Source organism: Streptomyces sp. GESEQ-35 (assembly GCF_017948485.1).
In the GTDB taxonomy this organism is placed as follows: domain Bacteria; phylum Actinomycetota; class Actinomycetes; order Streptomycetales; family Streptomycetaceae; genus Streptomyces.
In genome coordinates this window covers 14,105-33,383 of the sequence record NZ_JAFFSX010000026.1, presented here as the reverse complement: position 1 = coordinate 33,383, position 19,279 = coordinate 14,105, and the positions used below count along the sequence as shown (strand labels likewise).

Below are 19,279 nucleotides of genomic sequence, written 5' to 3'. Positions count from 1 at the left end.
TTCACGCCAAGTCCCTACCCCTGCCATGCCTGATGAAGGGAGAACCCCCGCCATGTGCCCCGACTGCGAGGACTTCGCCCGCACGCTCCTGCTGCTCGGCCAACTCGCGCTGTACGCCGACACGACCGGCGCAGACCTCGACTTCGTTGAGGCTGTCAGCCCGTCCCTGGCCGTCTCGCTGCCCGAGCCGCCGCCCGGGACGTTCCCGCCCGGCTACGACCCCAACGACAGCCCGCCCTACCAGGGAGAGGACCTCTGATGGCCGCCCGGGCCGGTCTGCGCGTGGACGCCGTCCTGGTCCAGGCCGTCATCGCCGGAGCCCTGTCCTTCGCCCACCTGCACGACCTCGCCGCCGCTGCCGGACAGGACGGCTGGAAGGCCTGGGCCTACCCGGTCAGCGTTGACCTGCTCCTGGTCGCTGCCTGGCGACGCCTGCGCAGCGACGGACCGTCCCGGCTGGCCTGGTGCTGGTTCCTGATCGCCCTGGTCGCCTCGCTCGGCGCCAACATCGCCACCGCCGGATTCCTCGACCTGGCCAACCCGCCCGCCCCGCTCCGGCTTGGCGTCGCCGGATGGCCTGCCCTCGCCTTCCTCGGGGGCACTCTCCTTGCCCACTCCGCCGGACACCGGACGGCGGATCCGCCGGCACCCGCCCCGGTCGCCGAGCCCGATGCCTCCGCCGACACGAAGCCAGCACCCGAACCGGAGTCCGTGCCTGCCTCGGCGGAGGAAACTCCGGCCCTTCCGGCCGCTGCCCCGGCGCCCGTGCCTGCGGTTCCGGCCGCCCTCGTCGACCACGCCCGCAAGGTCGCTGCCGAACACCGCGACCGCACCGGCGCCCCGATCGACACCGACACCCTGCGCGCCCGTCTCGGCGTCCCGCCGCAGCTGGCCGACGCCATCGCCGCCCAACTCGCCTGACCAGGAAGGAGAACCACCCGTTATGGCTGCCCGCGATCACTTCCACTCCGTGATGAGCATCGGCCCGGTGCAGATCGGCACCCACCGCGACCGGCACGGCCAGACCAAGCACGCCGCCGTGTGCACCGCCGACCGCTGCGGCTGGTCCGCCGACTACACCAGCCAGTCCGCCGCCCAGCTCGCCGCCCGCACTCACCGCTGCCGCGTCCGCTAGGAGGCCACCACCCATGGACGTCCCGCTCTGGTTCGCCCTGCTCGTCGTCGGCTACCTCGGCGTCAAGCTCATCCGCCCGCCCGCGTGGCTCATCGCGGTGCTCCTGCTCGGCGGCTTCCTCCTCGCCGACAGCGTCCTTGCCCCCGCCATCAACAGCTTCGTCAAGTAGCCCAACTCAGAAGGGAGTTCAACCATGCTCCGCCCGAAGATCCCGACTATGCCCACCCCGACCGGTCGCGTCACCCCACCGGCCGTCATCGAGCCGACCGCCGTCGTCCCAAGCGCTCAGGCCTCGCAGTCCGCCCCGGTGGCCCCGGCGCAGTCCCGGCCGGTGGTCCAACTCACCCCCGGCACCGTGATCGCCCTCGTCGGCGGCGGCACCGCCGTGGTTCTGGTCGTCGGCGCCGTCCTCGTCTCTCTGCTCCTGGCGGTCGCGCTCACCGGCGTCTCGCTCGCCATCTGCGCCCTGGTGATCCGCTCGCTGGTCAACACCGACGCCAGGCACCGCTGACCGGCCCCCGGGCGGCCTCAACCGCCAAGTCTCCGTCGCCCGGGCGCCGTCCCTGTCCGATCCCGTGGAACCGGAAGGAACCCCCAGCATGACCGCCCGCACCACACCGCCGCCCCGCATCTGCCCGAACTGCGACGGATTCGCCTCCGCCGCCATTACCCTCGGCGGCCGCGACCGGCACGGTCACCTGCACACCATCACCGCGCACTGCCCGGCCTGCAACGGCCTCGGCGTCACCCGCACCCGCCGCACGCGGGAGGGCGCCCGTGCCTGACACGCTGCTCGACCCGATCACCCTCGGCGACCTGCTGAGGGTGGCTTCGGCCCCCGACTACACCCGCTGGCAGGACCAGATCCGCCGTACCGGTGGCTGCGCCGACCCGATCCACCTCACCGGCTGGGTCCTCCACAAGGACAAGACGACCGGCGAGACCCTGCACCACTACTCCACCGGGAGTGAGCCTGGCGGACGACTCCGCCTCGCCTGCGGCAACCGGCGCGCCTCCCGCTGCCCGTCCTGCGCCTGGACCTACGCCGGAGACACCTACCACCTGATCCGCGCGGGCCTTGCTGGTGACGACAGCCGCGACATCCCCGCCACCGTCCGCGACCGCCCCCGCGTCTTCGCCACCTTGACGGCGCCCTCGTTCGGCCCGGTCCACAACCGCCCCGACCGAGGCACCTGCCGCTGCGGCACCCGCCACAGTGCCGACGACCCCGCGCTCGGCACCGCCCTCGACCCAGCTACCTACGACTACGCGGGCGCCGTCCTCTTCAACAACCACGCAGGCGACCTCTGGCAGCGCTTCACCACCCGCCTGCGCCGCGAAATCGCATCGCGCGCCGGACTCACCCGCCGCGAACTCCCCGACCACGCACGCCTCTCGTACGGCAAGGTCGCCGAGTTCCAGAAACGCGGCGCACTGCACTTCCACGCCGTGATCCGCCTCGACGGCCCGAACGGACCCGACACGCCACCACCCGCCTGGGCAACCGCCGACCTACTCACCGACGCGATCCAGGCCGCTGCCGCGCACTCGTACACCTCGGTCTCGGTCCCGGCCGCCCACGACCACCCGGCCCGCACCTTCCGATGGGGCACCCAACTCGACGTCCGCCCGGTCAAGGCATTCGGCGACGGCTCCGACATCACCGAACAGGCCGTCGCCTCCTACGTCGCCAAGTACGCCACCAAAGCCGCCGAGAACACCGGCACCCTCGACCGCCGCATCGGTGAACTCGCCGAACTCGACCGCCACCAGGTCCCCGACCACACCCGCCGCCTCATCGAAGCCTGCAAGACGCTCGATCCCCTCTACCCGGACCGCCGCCTCTGGGCCTGGGCCCACATGCTCGGCTTCCGCGGCCACTTCAGCTCCAAATCCCGCCGCTACTCCACCACCCTCGGCGCCCTCCGCCAGGCACGCGCCGACTACCGCGCTGCCCAAGAACGCCCATCCCTCGGCCTCGACGACCACGAGCCGGACACCGTCCTCGTCCTCGCCGACTGGCAATACGCGGGCCACGGCCACACCCCCGGCGAATACGCCCTCGCCGCCACCATCGCCCGCGACCTCCAGCTCAACCGCGAAACCGCCCGCGAGGCGCTTGCAGTACTGCCGAACGAGGGGGAGTGGTGAGCGTGGACCAGCTGCTCACCGTGGAGCAGGTCGCCGAGCGACTCGGCACCGGTGTCCGCTTCCCCCGCCGCCTCGTCGAGGAACGCCGTATCACCTTCGTCAAGGTCGGTCGGCACGTCCGCATCCCCGAGAGCGCCGTAGAGGCGTTCGTCAGTGCCAACACCGTGGAGCCGATCCCCCTCAGGCCCACGGGGTTCGGGAGGGCTGCCTGATGGCTGGGAAGCGCAAGTCTCGCCGGAACTTCGGACGTGTCCGCAAGCTGCCCTCTGGCCGGTACCAAGCTCGGTACCCGGGTCCTGACGGCATGCTCCGGCCTGCGGATCGAACGTTCGCCACATCGACGGACGCCGACCGGTGGCTCATGCGCAAGCGCATCGAGATCGAAGAGGGGCGTTGGATCGACCCTGCCGAGGGGCAGACGACCGTACGAGACTGGGCGGCCCGCTGGCTCGCTGCCGTCTCCCCGCAGCTCAAGCACAAGACCCAGGCCTCGTACCGGTCGCTGATTAACTCGCTCATCAATCCGGCGCTCGGGAGTTGTGAGCTGTCGAGTCTGCGGCCGATCACGATCGCTGAGTGGGTCGGCGGGATGAAGACCAAGGGTCTCAGCGCTTCGCGCATCCGGCAGGCGTACCGGGTCCTGTCGCAGATCATGCGGTCCGCCGTCGACAACGACATGATCCCGCAGACGCCGTGCCGGGGCGTGAAGCTGCCGAGGATGCCGCAGACCGAGCCGCACATCCTGACCCCGCTCGAAGCCTCGCGGATTGTCCAGAGCGCGGCCAAGCCGCATGACCTGCTGATCGCGCTCCTTGCGTATGCGGGTCTGCGGGTCGGCGAGGCGTTCGCGCTGCGGCGGGCGGACATCGACGTCTCCGGCGGCCTGGTCCTCGTAGACGAGAATCTGGCTGAAGCCAACGGCACCCTGGTCTTCGACACCCCCAAGTCCCATCAGAAAAGGGTCCTGCGGATCGGTCCCTCGCTGGCGAAGCGACTCAGCCGGCACCTGGAGACGCTGCCGGACGGGGAAGACGCCCTGCTCTTCCTGACTCCCGGTGGCAAGCCGCTGCGTTACAACCAGTGGCGCAAGGCGTACTTCGACCCCGCCGTGGCGGCGGCCGGGCTGTCGGACGTCACCCCACACGACCTCCGGGCCTCACACGGGACCTGGGTCGCCGACCAGTACGGCGTGATGACTGCCGCTCACCGGCTCGGCCACTCGAACGCGAGCGTTACCACCCGGCACTACGCCCGGCCGGTCGCCGGTCGTGATGACCAGGTGGCCGAAGCGGCGGACTCCTGGCTCAGCGGGTCCGACGACGATGAAGACGGCTCCGCCGGGGCGCTCGTGCACGCCTGAGCGTCGCGAAGCATCACCGCGGGATTGAAAGCCTCTGACCAGCGAGACCGGTCGGAGGCTTTCACCGTGTGCGACCCTCCGCCACCACGACGGCAAGGACACGGCGCATACTGCCGTCATGCTCCCGTTGCAGCGGTTCCGGGACTCCCGGCACACGAAATTCGACTTCGTTGATCACGTGCTCGTGCGCTGCCCGAAGTGCAGCGGCATCGCGCACGTTGCCCCGGCCGCACCTGTGTTTCGGGAGGCGAGTCCCTCGCTGTTCGCGCAGCGCCGCCTTGTCTGCCGCGCCTGCGGTTTGGCCCGTCATGCCACTGATGGTCTTCGTCTCTTCCGGGGCACAGGGGAGGCTGTGGATCCGTACTTCGGTCTGCCGCTGTGGTTGCAGGCCGAGACGCGTCACGGCTGGGTGTGGGCTTACAACCCCGAGCATCTGGACCTGATAAGGCAGTTCGTTCAGGCGCCACTGCGCGAACGACCTCCTTGGGACTCGACGGGGCTGAAGCGGAAGATGACGCTCGTTGCCAGACTGCCGTCGTGGATCAAGAGCGCGAAGAACCGAGCCGAAGTCTTGCGGGCCATCGAGCGCATCCGGTCCTCGCTGGTGAACTGACAGACAGCCCTATGGGGCTCCTAGCTCAGCGGGCACGGTCGCGGGCCTGGGGCACGTAGCGGGCACGGCGACGATCACGACGGCTCCGCCGGGGTGCACGTACCGGTCTGACCTGCGGCGGAGACCTCGCCGCCCTTGATCGGCGAAAGGTCTTGAAAACCGTCGTGGCAGCGATGTCACCGTGGGTTCAAATCCCACACCCACCGCGCAGGTTGACGGCCCCTGACCAGGTAGATCGGTCGGGGGCCGTCGTGCTGCGTTTCCCGGGTCGCCAGGCGGCGAGAAAGGCCTCGGACATAGCCTCCTCGGCCTCCGATCCTCGGGCTCCGGCCAATCACCGGCCAGTCACCGGCCAGCCGCAGGGCATGGTCATCCGCACGCGCGTACCGGTCGTCGTACAGCTCGGCGAGTGTCCGCGGTCCGCGGTCCGCGGTCCGCGATCCCCGGCCCGTATCCGCGCACACGCTGACTCTCCTCGTTGCGCTTCCCTCGCGCTCGTCACTCTCCGCGCGCCGCAGGGAGTCCCTGTGGCCGCCTGCGCCAACGCGGTGTTCGACGTACCCCCCGCCGGCAGCGCGGCACCTCGACTCCACCGGATCAGTGTCGCGATCTGCCGGGCGCGCCCCCTGTGCCGCGCCCGGCGCCCTCACGGCTGATGCCCCGTCATCCGTGCCGCCGACGCGATCGTCGCGCGGGCCTCGCGTTCGTTGAGGCCGGTGTTGAGGGCTGCTTCGACCAACGGCTCGACGAGGTCGGGGCCGATGCCGTCGTCGTAGGCGCGGCAGGCCGCCCAGAAAAGGCGGGTGTTGCGCTGACCTTCGTGGGCGGCGAGGACGAACTGGACGAGGCCCTGGCCGTGTCCGCCGGTCGACGGGGGTGTGGGGTGGTGGGTGCGGGGCGGTGGTAGCAGGATGCGCAGGAGTGCGGGCGGGCAGGCCGCGGGGGCGAGGTGCGCGGTGCCGGGGGCGGTGCTGTAGACGCCGTACTCGGTGCGAGAGCCGGGGCCGACGAGGTAGCCGCCGGCGCCGCGGATGTCGATGCCGGGGGCCAGGCGGCCCGCGGAGTTGGGGACGACGACGTCGGGTGGGCCGCTGAGCCAGAGGTGGCGGCCGCCGCTGGGGGTCAGGACGACGACGGTGTCGGGGATGGTGAACAGGTGTCGCAGGGCCAGTTCGCGCAGGGCCGCCGAGGAGTCCGTGCCCGACTTGGTGTCCAGGTCGATGCCGATCAGATGGTGTGGGGGCAGGCCACAGGCGATGCCGTAGCCGGTGGCCCACGGTGCGGCGGCGAACAGTTCGCGGATGCGTGCCGGGTTGATCGAGGCGTCGTACACCCCGTGTCCGAAGCGGCCGCATTCGCCGTGGCAGAGGGGTGCGGTGGGGTCGTCGCGGTGGGGGGAGCGCAGGGCCGGGAGTTTCGTCCGGGACAGGGGGATGACGGCCAGACCGCGCTCCGCGGCTGACAGGGCGTGTGCGAGGGCCAGCGTCGTGGCCTGCCGGTCGGTGGTGGCCATGCCTCCATGTTCGTACAGGCGTTCGAAAAAAGGAAGGGCGATCGAGCGCGACTCGCCGGTGTGGGCAGGTTGGCCGGAAATGCGCCGGAACGCTTCACCCCTTGCGGCGCTTGGGGAGGAGGTGTCCGGCCTGCCCTGCCCTGGGGCTCAAGGTGACCAAAGGGGTTTATCGACTTGTCATCACGCTTGAGGGCGAATCGGGGCTTCCGGGGTGGTTCGCCGGGGATTCGGTGGGCAATTCTGATCTCGCGACGTTGTGCACAACACCGAGGCGGTCGGCCAACTGTCTTGGTATCAGCCGTAGTTCACGTACCACGCGCACTTCCGGCTCGGCAGCCGGTGCGTCCTTTGTTCTGGAGGAACAACATGGCAAGCATCCGTACCGCCCGCGTCATCGCCGCCGTTTCCGCCCTTCCGCTCGCCGCGGCACTGTTCGCCGGCATCGCGACGGCGGACAACGGCGCCATCGCGGACGACGGATCGAACGCGACCGTCACCGAGGCCTCCGCGGGCATCATCGGCAGCGGCGTCGGCGACGACAACAACGGCAACTCGTCCACCACGCAGCAGCAGGCGGTCGGCTCCGGCGCCTCGAACCAGAGCAACACGGCCCAGGTCGACGGCTCCGCCTTCACGGCCATCAACCAGGGGAACGAGAACGTCGCCGTCAACTTCCTGCCCCTCTGGTGAGCCCGGGAGGGCCGGCCTTCGGGCGCCGGTCCTGAACTCCTGTGTGGGGTGTGCTCTGTGGGGTGGTAACACGTCCGCGCGGCGGTGCTTCGGCACCGCCGCGCAGGCGTTTTCGCGTGCATGGGATCTGTGCGGGGCCGACCTTGACAGGGCACGGTATCTGACGGACAGTCAGAAACCCCTCGCCCGTACGACGCCCCGGAGGGCCGCCACCGTGCACCTCGCCCCCACCGAGCGCCAGCAGCGGCTGCGCGCCGAGTCGCGTACGTACTTTCGGGACCTCATGCCCGACGGGCCGCCCGCGGCGGACGAGCACGCGCGCGTGCGTGCACTGCGCCGTCGTATCGGCGCTGACGGCTGGCTCGGGCTCGGATGGCCCGTCGAGTACGGCGGTCAAGGCCGGGGCGCGGACGAGCAGTTCGTCTTCTTCGACGAGGCGTACCGGGCGGGCGCGCCCGTCTCGATGGTCACCCTGAACACGGTCGGGCCGACGCTGATGAAGTACGGCAGCGAGGAGCAGAAGGCGGCCTTCCTGCCGGGCATTCTGCGCGGGGAACTCGTCTTCGCGATCGGCTACAGCGAGCCGTCGGCCGGGACCGACCTGGCGTCGCTGCGGACCCGGGCGGCACGGGACGGCTCCGGGGACTGGGTCGTCGACGGCCAGAAGATCTTCACCTCGGGCGCCCAGCACGCCGACTGGATCTGGCTGGCCTGCCGGACCGACCCCGACGCCCCCAAACACCGCGGCATCTCGGTCCTCCTCGTCCCCACCGACGCCCCCGGCTTCTCCTGGACGCCGATCGAGACGGTCGGCGGGCAGACCACCACGGCCACCTATTACGACGGTGTCCGCATCCCGGCCGGGAACCTGGTCGGCGCGGAGAACGAGGGCTGGACGCTCATCACCAACCAGCTCAATCACGAGCGGGTCGCCCTGGCCGCGCTCGGCATGCAGGCCGAGGATTTCCTCGCGGCCGCGCTGAGGGCCGTACGCACCCCCGATCCGGTGACCGGAAGGCGCCGGGTTGACGAGCCGTGGGTGCGGTCGCAGCTGGCCGAGGCGCATGCCCGGCTGGCGGCATCGCGCCTGCTCAGCTGGCGTTTGGTGGGGGATGTGGGGGCGGGCGGGCTCGCGCCCGGCGACGCGAGCGGCGTGAAAGTCGTGGGAACCGAATCGGCCGTGGCGGTGTACCGAATATGTCAGCACGCGATCGGGACGGACGGGCTGGCAGGGCTGGTTCGTTCGGGGTCGCCGGGGGTGTTCGGGGACGGCGAGCTGGAGCGGCTGAACAGGGCGGCGCAGATCAACACGTTCGGGGGCGGGGTGAGCGAGGTGCAGCGCGAGATCGTCGCGACGATGCGGCTCGGGATGACGAGGGGGCGGCGGTGACCGGACGAGGGACGGGGGTGAGCGAGGTGACTGACGAGTTGGGGGCGCGGCTGAAGGTGTACGAGGGGCGGGCGTCCGCCGTCGTGGGCGCGGGCAGGGATCCGGTCAACGGACCGATGATCCGGCACTGGTGCGAGGCGCTGGGCGACACCAACCCGGCGTATTCGGGACCGGACGCCATCGCCCCGCCCACCATGCTCCAGGCGTGGACGATGGGCGGCCTCTCCGGCCACGCGGGCCGCTCACCGGCGTATGACGAACTGCTCGCCCTCCTGGACGAGGCGGGCTGCACCTCGGTCGTCGCCACCGACTGCGAGCAGGAGTATCTGCGCCCTCTGCGGCCCGGGGACGAGATCACCTTCGACTCGGTGATCGAGTCGGTGTCGGACCGCAAGACGACGAAGCTGGGCACGGGGTATTTCGTCACGACCCGTATGGACGTCCGGGTGGGACCGGACCTGGTCGGCACACACCGCTTCCGCATCCTCAAGTACGCCCCCGCGCGGAAGAAGCCGAAGGCCCCCCGCCCCCGGCCGGTGATCAACCGTGACAACGCCGGCTTCTGGGAAGGAGTGGAGCGGCAGCAGCTCCTCGTCCAGCGGTGCACCGGCTGCGCGACCCTGCGCTTCCCCTGGCTGCCGGGCTGCAATGCGTGCGGGGGCCTCGACTGGGACACAGTGGAGGCGAGCGGCGAGGGCACGGTCTATTCGTACGTGGTGATGCACCACCCGCCGTTCGCGGCATTCACAGAGTCTGATCATGCCGCCGACGCGGCGGGCCCCTATGCGGTCGGCCTGATCGAGCTCGCGGAAGGCGTGCGGATGATCAGCAACGTGGTGGGGGTGCCGTACGACAAGGTCCGCATCGGACTGCCGGTGCGGCTCGAGTTCCAGCGGTACGAGGACGCCGACGGTGCGCTGGTGCTGCCGGTCTTCCGGGTCCACGGGGGCGAGGCCTGAGATGGACTTCACGCCCACGCAGGAGCAGGCCGCCGCCCAGGAGCTGGCCGCGCGGATCTTCGGCGACCTCGCCACGCACGAGCGGCTTTCGGCGGCAGGCACGGGTAGCGACCCGGAGCTGTGGAAGGCCCTGTGCGGCGCCGGACTGGTCGGAGCCGTCCAGGAGGTGGGCCTGCTGGGCCTGGTGCTCCTCCTGGAGGAACAGGGCCGCACGACGGCCCAGGTGCCCTTCGCGGCCACATGTGTGTACGGGCTGCTGGCGGTGTCGGCCCACGGCTCGGCGGAGCAGCGCGAGCGCCTGCTGCCGGGGATCACCGACGGTTCGGTGGTGGTCGGCGGGGGATTTCCGGCGCAGGGAGGGGTACGAGCGTCCGCGCGCGGCGAGCCGCCGGCCGGCCACCAGCAAGGTGTACAGGCTCCCCACCAGCAAGGCGTACGGGCCCCCCGCCAGCAAGGTGTACGGGATCCCCACCAGCAGGATGTACGTCCCTCCACGCACGCCGAGCTGACCGGCACGGTCCCTGTCGTGCCCTGGCTGCGGGACGCCACGCATGTCCTGGTCGCCGACGCGGACCGGAACCTGTGGCTGGTACGGGCCGGTGACGCGGAGTGGCAGCCGGTCGAACTCACGGCACCCTGGGCGGCCGGGCGGCTCGTGCTGGACGGCGCCGAAGCCGAACAGCTCGGCGGATCCGACGCCTACGCCGATGTCCTCGCCACTGCCCGCACCGCCTTCGCCGGTCTCCAGGCAGGTGTCTGCGCCGGCTCTCTCGCGCGGGCCGTGGCGCACACCAACACCCGGGAGCAGTTCGGGCGACCGCTGGCGACGAAGCAGGCCGTCCAACTCCGGGCAGCGGACGCGTACATGGACACGGAGGCGATACGGGTGACGGCGTACGAGGCGGCCTGGCGTCGCGACACCGGGCTCGCCTGCACCTCGCACGCGCTGACCGCCGCCTGGTGGGCGTCCGAGGCGGGCCGCCGGGTGGTCCACACCGGCCAGCATCTGCACGGCGGCGCGGGAGCCGACCTGGACCATCCGGTGCACCGGCACTTCCTGTGGGGCCGGCAGCTGGACGCGTATCTGGGATGCGGCGACGAACTGCTCCAGGAACTGGGCGAGTTGATCAAGGAAGGGGAGGAGGTCGACGCATGGGATCGGTGAGGGCCGGCGACCCACTGCCGAGGACAGGCGACCGACTGCCGCCGCTGGAGATCGAGATCACCCGCACGCTCATCGTTGCCGGAGCGATCGCCTCCCGGGACTACCAGGACGTTCACCACGACGCGGAACTGGCCCGCCAGAAGGGCTCCCCCGACATCTTCATGAACATTCTGACCACGAACGGCCTGGTGGGCCGCTACATCACGGACCACTTCGGCCCGGCGGCCGTCCTGCGCAAGGTGGTCATCCGCCTGGGGGCGCCCAACTACCCGGGAGACACGATGGTGTTGACGGGAGAGGTCGAGGGGCTCGACGGCGACACCGCGACGGTCCGGGTCGTCGGGGACAACGGCATCGGCAGACATGTGACCGGCACGGTGACGGTCACGGTACCGACGGGGGGTGTGCGATGAGCGCCCGGGCTCAGGACACCCTCGGGGGGCGGGCCGCGATCGTCGGCATCGGCGCCACCGAGTTCTCCAAGGACTCGGGCCGTAGTGAGCTCCGGCTGGCGGTGGAGGCGGTGCGGGCCGCGCTGGACGACGCGGGGCTGACGCCGGGGGACGTGGACGGGATGGTCACGTTCACGATGGACACCAGCCCGGAGATCACCGTGGCCCAGGCTTGCGGGATGGGGGAGCTGTCCTTCTTCTCCCGCGTGCACTACGGAGGCGGGGCGGCCTGCGCGACCGTCCAGCAGGCGGCGCTCGCCGTCGCCACGGGCGTGGCCGAGGTGGTGGTCTGCTACCGCGCGTTCAACGAGCGGTCGGGCCGCAGATTCGGCTCCGGCGTACAGCACCGGGAGCCGTCGGCGGAGGGCGCGGCGTTGGGCTGGTCCTTGCCGTTCGGGCTCCTCACCCCTGCGTCCTGGGTGGCGATGGCGGCCCAGCGGTATCTGCACACGTATGGGCTGGCCCCGGACGTGTTCGGGCATGTGGCCGTCATGGACCGCAAGTACGCGGCGACCAACCCGGCGGCGTACTTCCACGGCAGACCGATCACGCTCGCCGATCACGCGGCCTCGCGCTGGATCGCCGAACCGCTCAGGCTGCTGGACTGCTGCCAGGAGACGGACGGCGGGCAGGCGATCGTGGTCACCTCCGTGGAGCGGGCCCGTGACCTGCCGAATCCCCAGGCCGTCGTCGCGGCCGCCGCTCAGGGCGCGGGTCGCGCACAGGAGCAGATGACCAGCTTCTACCGCGACGACCTCACCGGCCTGCCGGAGATGGGCGTGGTGGCCCGCCAACTGTGGCGCACCGGGCTCACCCCGGCCGACATCGACGTGGGGATCCTGTACGACCACTTCACACCGTTCGTGCTGATGCAACTGGAGGAGTTCGGGTTCTGCGGCAAGGGCGAGGCCGCGGACTTCATGGCGGAGGAGCGGCTGCCGGTCAACACGCACGGGGGACAGCTCGGGGAGGCGTATCTGCACGGGATGAACGGGATCGCGGAGGGAGTACGGCAGCTGCGGGGCACATCCGTGAACCAGATACCGGGAACCGGCAGGGTTCTGGTGACGGCGGGGACAGGGGTGCCGACGTCGGGGCTGGTCCTGGAGGGAGGGTGACACAGGCGCCGCGCGGGGGCCCAGCACGCGCCCGGGTGCCGCACAGTGACGGAAAACCGGCACCGTGGTCGTAGCCCCCAGGGGTAAACCCGCAGTAGGTGTCCTCCTCCAGTCCACCTTCAGGAGGTGCAGGCAACCCCACCCCTACAACCTGAGGGGGACTGCGCTTCGGGACCTGCGGCCGATCCGCCGGTGAGGGGGTCGCTCATAGCGTGGAGCCATGACCACAACCGTCTGCACCAGCGCTTCCAACCCCGCGACGCGGTCGCTGACGTACCCGTCGTTCTCGTCGTACGTCAAGGCCCGCCAGCCGGTGCTGCTGCGTACCGCCCGGTCGCTCACCGCGAACCCGTGCGACGCGGAGGATCTGCTTCAGACGGCGCTGACCAAGACGTATGTGGCCTGGGAGCGGATCGAGGACCATCGTGCGCTCGACGGCTATGTGCGCCGGGCGTTGCTGAACACCCGGACGTCGCAGTGGCGCAAGCGCAAGGTCGACGAGTTCGCGTGCGACGAGCTGCCGGAGCCCGAGCCGGTTCCCGGCGGGGACGACCCGGCCGAGCAGCAGGCGCTGCACGACGCGATGTGGCGGGCGATCTCCAAACTGCCCGCCCGGCAGCGGGCGATGGTCGTCCTGCGGTACTACGAGGACCTCAGCGAGGTCCAGACGGCCGAGGTGCTCGGCGTCTCGGTGGGCACGGTGAAGTCGGCGGTCTCACGCGCCCTCGGCAAGCTGCGCGAGGACCCGGAGCTGGGGCTGGTCCGCTAGGGCCTGTCTTTTGGATCGGCTCGGCGTCCCGGACTTGCAGTTGCACGCACCGGACTCCGCTCAGGCAGGCCAAGCAGCACCGCCCCACCGTCAAGCGGAAACCGACATCACGTCGCGGACCGCCCTCGGAGAGCGAGCTGCGGGTGAGGCGACATCTCGGAGAAATGCCGGAAAGCCGGTTGGTCCGCTCCACGGGGCCTCCGTAGGCTGATACGGCGTCAGGCGGATCGTGCATCGCGCTGAGCGGGTGGAGTGCTGCCGGGGGCGCCCATCGGGGGTGTTCGCGTGTCTTGTCCTGCTGGGGGGCCGGCGTGCGGGGTTTGGTGGGCCGTTGGCCGTTGGTGGGACGTGGGCCGGAGCTGGACTCCTTCGCTGCGGCGTCGGCGGACCGGGAGTGCCGGGGGTTCGTGGTGGGCGGCTCTGCCGGGGTGGGCAAGTCCCGGCTGGCTGAGGAGTGTTTGGACCGGGCAGCCGCAGCGGGCTGCCGGGTGGGGCGGGCCACGGCGAGTGCTGCGGCGGGGGCGGTGCCGCTGGGGGCGATCGCGCATCTGCTGCCCACCGGGGTGGATCTGTCCGACCCGGTGGCCGGGTTCGCCGCGGTCGTCAGGGGGCTGACCACCGGACGGCCGGGTCCGCGGCGGTGGGTGCTGCTGGTCGATGACATGCATCTGCTGGATCCGGCCTCGGCGGTGCTGCTGCGGCAGTTGATGGACACCGGGATGATCCTGCTGATCGGCACCGTCCGTAGCGGCGAGCCCTACGGGAAGGCTGTCGCGGCGTTGCGGGGCGGGGACGCGGTACGCCGGGTCGATCTGACCGTACTGACCCCGGAGCAGGTCGAGGCCCTGTTGCAGGCCGTGCTTGGCGGGCCGGTCGCCCGACGTACCCTGCACGAGTTGTCGGCTGCGAGTGGCGGCAACGTCCTGTACCTGCGCGAACTGGTTCTCGGCGCGCTGACGGCCGGGGATCTGACCGAGGACGGGGAGATCTGGCATTTGCGCGAGGGCCGGCTGCCGGGTACCGCGCGGCTGACCGAGTTGATCGGTACCCGGCTGTCCACGGCCGATTCCGCCGGACGGCCCGTCCTGGAACTGCTGGCGCTGTGCGACCCGCTGCCCCTCGCCGATGCCGAGGCCCTCGCCCCACCGCAGGTGGTGGCAGGCCTGGAACAGGCCGGGCTGATCCGCGTTGCCCAGGACCGCCGGCGCATCGTCGTGTCTCTGGCCCACCCCCTGTACGGCGAGGTGCTGCGCGCCGGTCTGCCGGTCCTGCGCCGCCGTGCCCTGTTACTGGACCAGGCCGCACGCTTCGAGGCGCGCGGTGCCCGCCGCCGCGGTGACCTGCTGCACATCGCCACCTGGCGGCTGGCCGCCACCGGCACCGCCGACCCCGCCCTTCTCACCCAGGCCGCCATACTGGCCCGCCACGTGCACGACTACCCCCGGACCATCGCCCTCATCGAGGCCCTGCCCGAAGAGCACCGCACTACCGCCACCCGCCTGATGCTCGGCGACGCCTTCTTCGAGATGGGCCGCTGGGACCGGGCCGAGGCGACACTCGCGCAGGCCGACGCCCTTGCCATCGGCGAGCAGGACAAGCTCGCGGTCGCTCTGGCCCGGACGACGAACCTGCTGTGGAGCAATGCCCCCCTCACCGAGGCCCTCGCGGTCAACGACGCCGCCCTGGACCGGATCACCAGCCCGGCCGGCCACCGCAAGCTCAAGATCAACGAGGGCTTCATGCGGATCGTGGGAGGCTGGCCGGCCCAGGGGCTGGCCCTGCTCCAGGACCTGGAAACCGAGGTCGGCGACGCCTCCGACGTCAACGCCTGGCTGCGAGGTGCCTGGATGACGCCCTTCGGGCTGGCACTGGTGGGCCGTACGGTCGAGGCCGCGGCCTGGGCGGAGCGCGCCCACGCCGCCCACCGGCAAGTCGACGAGCACGCCCTGGCCTCCCATCCCGCCGTTCAGCGCATCCCGCTCGTCCTCGCTCTCAGCGAGGCCGGCCGACCGGCCGAAGCCCTCCGGGAGGGCGAGCGTGCCTACGCCGAACTCGTTGCCGCCGATTCCGTGGTGAGGGTCTGGATGGCGGTTTTCCTCGGCCGCACGGAGTGGCTGGCCGGCCACCCCGTCACCGCCCGACGCTGGTGGGCAGAGGCAGCCGCACTGGCCCGCAGCATCGACCACGCCATGGCCCTGCGCCTGGTGCTCGGCGGCCTCGCCGCATGCGCGGCCGTGCTGGGAGATCTGGACGCGGCCGAAACGACGCTGGCCGAACACCGTACTCTGCCGCCGTCCGCCCCGGGCCTGTTGTCCGCCGGGGAGGAGCGCCTGGGCGAGGCGTGGCTGCTGGCCGCTCGCGGACACCTGGGTCAGGCGCGGTCCGTGCTCACCGCCGCCGCCCGCGCCGCCCGCACGACCGGCCACCTCACCGGCGAGGCACTGCTGCTGACCGACGTCGCCCGGCTGGGCGGAGCGAAGGATGCCGCGGACCGGCTGACCGAACTCGCGCAGAGATGCGACGGGGCGTTTGCTCCCGCCCGGGCCCAACTGGCAACGGCGCTGACCACCGACGACCCCGACCAACTCCTCCAGGTCACCGACGCATGTCAGGGCATCGGCGCGAACCTGCTGGCCGCCGAGGCGGCCACCGCCGCCGCGGCCGCCTGGCGCCGGACGCACCACCCCCGCCGCGCCTCAGCGGCCGCCCGCCGGGCAGCCGTAGCCCTGGCCCGCTGCGAAGGCGCCCGCACACCATTGCTGACCACCGCCCAGACCACCGCTGCGCTCACCGCCCGCGAACGCGAGATCGCCCTGCTCGCCGCCGTCGGCAATGCCAGCAAGGACATCGCCCGAGCTCTGACCCTGTCGGTGCGCACCGTCGACAACCACCTCCACCACGCCTACACCAAACTTGGCGTCACCACCCGGCGCGAACTGGCCCAGACCCTCGGCACACCAGCACACGGCGTGGAGCGGGATCACCCCCACCCCCCGACGTAGACCACGACGCAAGCAGTGGCCTCCGGGGGCGGTTGAGTACCGGCTACTCACGCCATTTCGCCACGGAACGGGAATTCTCCCACCCATGGCATTCATCGGCCCGAGGGGGACATCGTGTTGCACTACTTAAAGCGGTTCCGTGCAGTGTGGGGAGTGGGTGTGACCGTCCTCGCCATGGTGGCGCTCGGCGCCGCACCGGCGGCGGCGACCACCATCCCGCCGGGCTCCGTGGAGGTCGTTGTCGCGGACTCCGTTCTCAGCTCGGACAACAAACAGGCGCAGGCGTTCTGCCCGCAGGGCAAGCGGGTCATCGGTGGCGGCGCCTTGGTCAGTGGCAGCAGCAACGTCGTCATCACCGAGTCGCGGCCGATCTCGCAGGGGACCGGGGAGAGTTTCCTCGTCACCGCACTTGAGGACCAGACCAAGACCACCGCCAGCTGGATGGTGCGATCGTTCGTGTTCTGCGCGGTCGCGCCACCCGGCCTGGAGATCGTGACCACCCAGAGCGTGCGGACGTCGGAGCCGGTCACTCAGCAACGCGCCCAATGCCCGGCAGGAAAGGGCCTGATCGGGTCGGGCGGCCTCATCCAGAGTGGCTTCGGCGAGCTCGACCTGGGAATGGTGCCGAACGGCCAGGGCTTCACCACCGCGTCCACCGTGATCGCCAAGGAGGACGCAGACGGGTTCGCCGGTCAGTACCGAGTGGTCTCGTTCGCTGTCTGCGCGACGGGGAACGCGTTCCCCGACTTCCAGGTCTCCTCGGCGGAGGTCAGGAACTCGCAGCCGAACAAGAAGGCGTTCGCGCTCTGCCCCATCGGATACCGCGTCACCGGGGTCGCCGGCGCCACCGGGGCGCCCGGAACCCACTTGGTGTTCTTCAAGCCGACCACGGCGTTTTCCCCGAGCACCGTCGAGGTGGCCGCCACGACCACCTCGCCGATCGTAGGCGACTGGGGTGTGACCGCGATTGCCTACTGCGCCAGGTAGGCAGGGAGCGGACGCCGCCCACCCAACCTGAGCCGTCGACTGGACAGCGGAGGCCCGGATCCCCGGGCCTCCGCCTCGCAGGCCTGTCCGGCGGACGAGCGGTGCCTGTCCGGCGGACGAGCGGTGCGGACGCCCGTGAGCCGTACCGTCCCGCCACGGTGAACGCAACGTGACGTGATCGACGTGATCGATCACCCGCGCCTCGTGACAGACCGCGCGGTATGTGAGCAGAATCAGCCCAACCCTTACTACCGCGTAGGCAATGTCGCCCCCGGGAGGACGCCGTGCTGAGCACCATGCAGGACGTACCGCTGCTGATCTCCAGGATCCTGACCCACGGGTCGACGGTCCACGGATCGTCGCAGGTGATCACCTGGACCGGGGAGGAGCCCCAGCGGCGCTCCTTCGCCGAGGCCGGCGCCCGTACGGCCCAGCTGGCGCACGCCCTGCGCGAGGACCTCGGGGTCGCGGACGACGAGCGTGTGGCGACGCTGATGTGGAACAACGCCGAACACGTCGAGGCCTACTTCGCGATCCCCTCCATGGGCGCGATCCTGCACACGCTGAACCTGCGCCTGCCGGCCGAGCAACTCGCCTGGATCGTGAACCACGCCGCTGACCGGGTGGTGCTCGTCAACGGTTCGCTGCTGCCGCTGCTCGCCCCGCTGCTGCCGCACCTCAAGACCGTCGAGCACGTGGTCGTGTCCGGCCCCGGCGACCTGTCGCTGCTCGCGGACGTCACCCCGCAGGTGCACGCGTACGAGGAGCTGATCGCCGGAAAGCCGACGACGTACGACTGGCCGGAGCTGGACGAGCGCCAGGCCGCGGCCATGTGCTACACGTCCGGGACGACGGGCGATCCCAAGGGCGTGGTGTTCAGCCACCGTTCGATCTACCTGCACTCCATGCAGGTCAACATGACCCAGTCGATGGGCCTGACCGACCAGGACACCTCGCTGGTCGTGGTCCCCCAGTTCCACGTCAACGCCTGGGGCCTGCCGCACGCGACCTTCATGACCGGCGTGAACCTGCTGATGCCGGACCGCTTCCTCCAGCCCGCCCCCCTCGCCGAGATGATCGAGCGCGAGAAGCCGACGCACGCGGCCGCCGTCCCCACCATCTGGCAGGGCCTGCTCGGCGAGCTGACGGCGCGGCCCCGCGATGTCTCCACCCTCACCCAGGTCACCATCGGCGGCTCGGCCTGTCCGCCCTCGCTGATGGAGGCGTTCGACAAGCTCGGCATGCGGGTCTGCCACGCCTGGGGCATGACGGAGACCTCCCCGCTCGGCACGATCGCCCGCCCGCCGGCCCACGCGGTCGGCACCGACGAGGAGTTCGCCTACCGCCTCACCCAGGGCCGCTTCCCGGCGAGCGTCGAGGCCCGCCTCAGCGGCCCCGGCGGCGAGCGCCTCCCCTGGGACGGCGAAGCGGCCGGCGAACTGGAGGTCCGCGGCCCCTGGATCGCGGGCGCCTACTACAACGGCCCGGGCACCGAACCCCTGCGCCCCGCCGACAAGTTCAGCGAGGACGGCTGGCTGAAGACGGGCGACGTGGGCACCATCTCCGCCGACGGCTTCCTCACCCTCACCGACCGTGCCAAGGACGTCATCAAGTCCGGCGGCGAGTGGATCTCCTCGGTCGAGCTGGAGAACGCGCTGATGTCCCACCCGGACGTCGCCGAGGCCGCCGTGGTCGCCGTCCCCGACGACAAGTGGGGCGAACGCCCGCTCGCCACGGTCGTGTTGAAGGAGGGCTCCACCGCCGACTTCGCGTCCCTGCGCGCCTTCCTCGCCGACGAGGGCAAGATCGCCAAGTGGCAGCTCCCGGAGCGCTGGACGATCATCGAGGCCGTTCCGAAGACGAGCGTCGGCAAGTTCGACAAGAAGGTGCTGCGGCGGCAGTACGCCGACGGCCGGCTGGACGTCACCAAACTCTGACGCGGCGCTGGGCGAACGCCGAGCAGAAAACCCCCGGG

General features: G+C 71.0%; 21 protein-coding genes. 20 read left to right on the top strand and 1 reads right to left on the bottom strand.

The genetic code is table 11. The features are described from left to right. Window positions 1-52 precede the first annotated feature (52 nt). From KCH87_RS36805 to KCH87_RS36760, 10 genes are all read left to right on the top strand, one after another. A complete protein-coding gene (locus tag KCH87_RS36805) occupies window positions 53-259 on the top strand; it encodes a hypothetical protein (protein WP_210592207.1) in 207 nt (68 codons plus the stop codon). Further along, window positions 259-921, top strand: coding sequence for a DUF2637 domain-containing protein (locus tag KCH87_RS36800; protein WP_210592206.1), 663 nt, complete (start codon window positions 259-261; stop codon window positions 919-921). Before KCH87_RS36805 ends, KCH87_RS36800 begins: the two co-directional genes overlap by 1 nt. A 22-nt stretch (window positions 922-943) precedes the next feature. After that, window positions 944-1,135, top strand: coding sequence for a mobile element transfer protein (locus tag KCH87_RS36795; protein WP_210592205.1), 192 nt, complete (start codon window positions 944-946; stop codon window positions 1,133-1,135). A gap of 13 nt (window positions 1,136-1,148) precedes the next feature. Continuing rightward, the gene (locus KCH87_RS36790; RefSeq protein ID WP_210592204.1) at window positions 1,149-1,304 is read left to right on the top strand and encodes a hypothetical protein; all 156 of its coding nucleotides are present in this window, start codon (window positions 1,149-1,151) and stop codon (window positions 1,302-1,304) included. A 24-nt stretch (window positions 1,305-1,328) separates the two neighbouring features. Next, a complete protein-coding gene (locus KCH87_RS36785) occupies window positions 1,329-1,646 on the top strand; it encodes a SpdD-like protein (protein ID WP_210592203.1) in 318 nt (105 codons plus the stop codon). 88 nt (window positions 1,647-1,734) lie between these two features. Beyond that, the gene (locus KCH87_RS36780) at window positions 1,735-1,920 is read left to right on the top strand and encodes a hypothetical protein (RefSeq protein WP_210592202.1); all 186 of its coding nucleotides are present in this window, start codon (window positions 1,735-1,737) and stop codon (window positions 1,918-1,920) included. Then, window positions 1,913-3,286: a replication initiator protein RepSA gene (repSA, locus tag KCH87_RS36775; RefSeq protein ID WP_210592201.1), complete on the top strand. Its 1,374-nt coding sequence runs from the start codon at window positions 1,913-1,915 to the stop codon at window positions 3,284-3,286. The genes KCH87_RS36780 and repSA overlap by 8 nt, the downstream gene beginning before the upstream one ends. Further along, window positions 3,280-3,498, top strand: coding sequence for a helix-turn-helix domain-containing protein (locus tag KCH87_RS36770; RefSeq protein ID WP_210592200.1), 219 nt, complete (start codon window positions 3,280-3,282; stop codon window positions 3,496-3,498). Before repSA ends, KCH87_RS36770 begins: the two co-directional genes overlap by 7 nt. Further along, a complete protein-coding gene (locus tag KCH87_RS36765) occupies window positions 3,498-4,646 on the top strand; it encodes a site-specific integrase (protein WP_210592199.1) in 1,149 nt (382 codons plus the stop codon). The genes KCH87_RS36770 and KCH87_RS36765 overlap by 1 nt, the downstream gene beginning before the upstream one ends. 118 nt (window positions 4,647-4,764) lie before the next feature. After that, window positions 4,765-5,259, top strand: a complete 495-nt coding sequence (locus tag KCH87_RS36760; RefSeq protein ID WP_210592198.1) for a hypothetical protein — start codon at window positions 4,765-4,767, stop codon at window positions 5,257-5,259. A 646-nt stretch (window positions 5,260-5,905) separates the two neighbouring features. On the opposite strand, the gene KCH87_RS36755 is transcribed toward KCH87_RS36760, so the two are convergent. Beyond that, window positions 5,906-6,772: a bifunctional DNA primase/polymerase gene (locus KCH87_RS36755; protein WP_210592197.1), complete on the bottom strand. Its 867-nt coding sequence runs from the start codon at window positions 6,770-6,772 to the stop codon at window positions 5,906-5,908. Between the two features lie 366 nt (window positions 6,773-7,138). Between KCH87_RS36755 and KCH87_RS36750 the strand changes: the two genes are divergently transcribed. From KCH87_RS36750 to KCH87_RS36705, 10 genes are all read left to right on the top strand, one after another. Next, the gene (locus tag KCH87_RS36750) at window positions 7,139-7,462 is read left to right on the top strand and encodes a hypothetical protein (RefSeq protein ID WP_210592196.1); all 324 of its coding nucleotides are present in this window, start codon (window positions 7,139-7,141) and stop codon (window positions 7,460-7,462) included. Between the two features lie 214 nt (window positions 7,463-7,676). Further along, window positions 7,677-8,852, top strand: coding sequence for an acyl-CoA dehydrogenase family protein (locus tag KCH87_RS36745; RefSeq protein ID WP_210592195.1), 1,176 nt, complete (start codon window positions 7,677-7,679; stop codon window positions 8,850-8,852). A gap of 17 nt (window positions 8,853-8,869) precedes the next feature. Further along, window positions 8,870-9,811 (top strand): OB-fold domain-containing protein, encoded by a 942-nt coding sequence (locus KCH87_RS36740; protein ID WP_210592194.1) that lies wholly within the window; start codon window positions 8,870-8,872, stop codon window positions 9,809-9,811. A gap of 1 nt (window position 9,812) precedes the next feature. Beyond that, window positions 9,813-10,976, top strand: coding sequence for an acyl-CoA dehydrogenase family protein (locus KCH87_RS36735; RefSeq protein ID WP_210592193.1), 1,164 nt, complete (start codon window positions 9,813-9,815; stop codon window positions 10,974-10,976). Further along, complete coding sequence (locus KCH87_RS36730; protein ID WP_210592192.1) at window positions 10,964-11,389, top strand: MaoC/PaaZ C-terminal domain-containing protein; 426 nt, start codon at window positions 10,964-10,966, stop codon at window positions 11,387-11,389. The genes KCH87_RS36735 and KCH87_RS36730 overlap by 13 nt, the downstream gene beginning before the upstream one ends. Next, window positions 11,386-12,546: a lipid-transfer protein gene (locus tag KCH87_RS36725; protein ID WP_210592191.1), complete on the top strand. Its 1,161-nt coding sequence runs from the start codon at window positions 11,386-11,388 to the stop codon at window positions 12,544-12,546. Before KCH87_RS36730 ends, KCH87_RS36725 begins: the two co-directional genes overlap by 4 nt. 220 nt (window positions 12,547-12,766) lie before the next feature. Beyond that, the gene (locus KCH87_RS36720; protein ID WP_210592190.1) at window positions 12,767-13,315 is read left to right on the top strand and encodes a SigE family RNA polymerase sigma factor; all 549 of its coding nucleotides are present in this window, start codon (window positions 12,767-12,769) and stop codon (window positions 13,313-13,315) included. 341 nt (window positions 13,316-13,656) lie between these two features. Then, window positions 13,657-16,317 (top strand): LuxR C-terminal-related transcriptional regulator, encoded by a 2,661-nt coding sequence (locus KCH87_RS50235; protein WP_308298999.1) that lies wholly within the window; start codon window positions 13,657-13,659, stop codon window positions 16,315-16,317. A gap of 159 nt (window positions 16,318-16,476) precedes the next feature. Continuing rightward, a complete protein-coding gene (locus tag KCH87_RS36710) occupies window positions 16,477-17,304 on the top strand; it encodes a hypothetical protein (protein WP_210592189.1) in 828 nt (275 codons plus the stop codon). 296 nt (window positions 17,305-17,600) lie between these two features. Continuing rightward, entirely contained in the window at window positions 17,601-19,241 is a 1,641-nt protein-coding gene (locus KCH87_RS36705; protein WP_210592327.1) for a long-chain fatty acid--CoA ligase, read from the top strand. Window positions 19,242-19,279 lie beyond the last annotated feature (38 nt).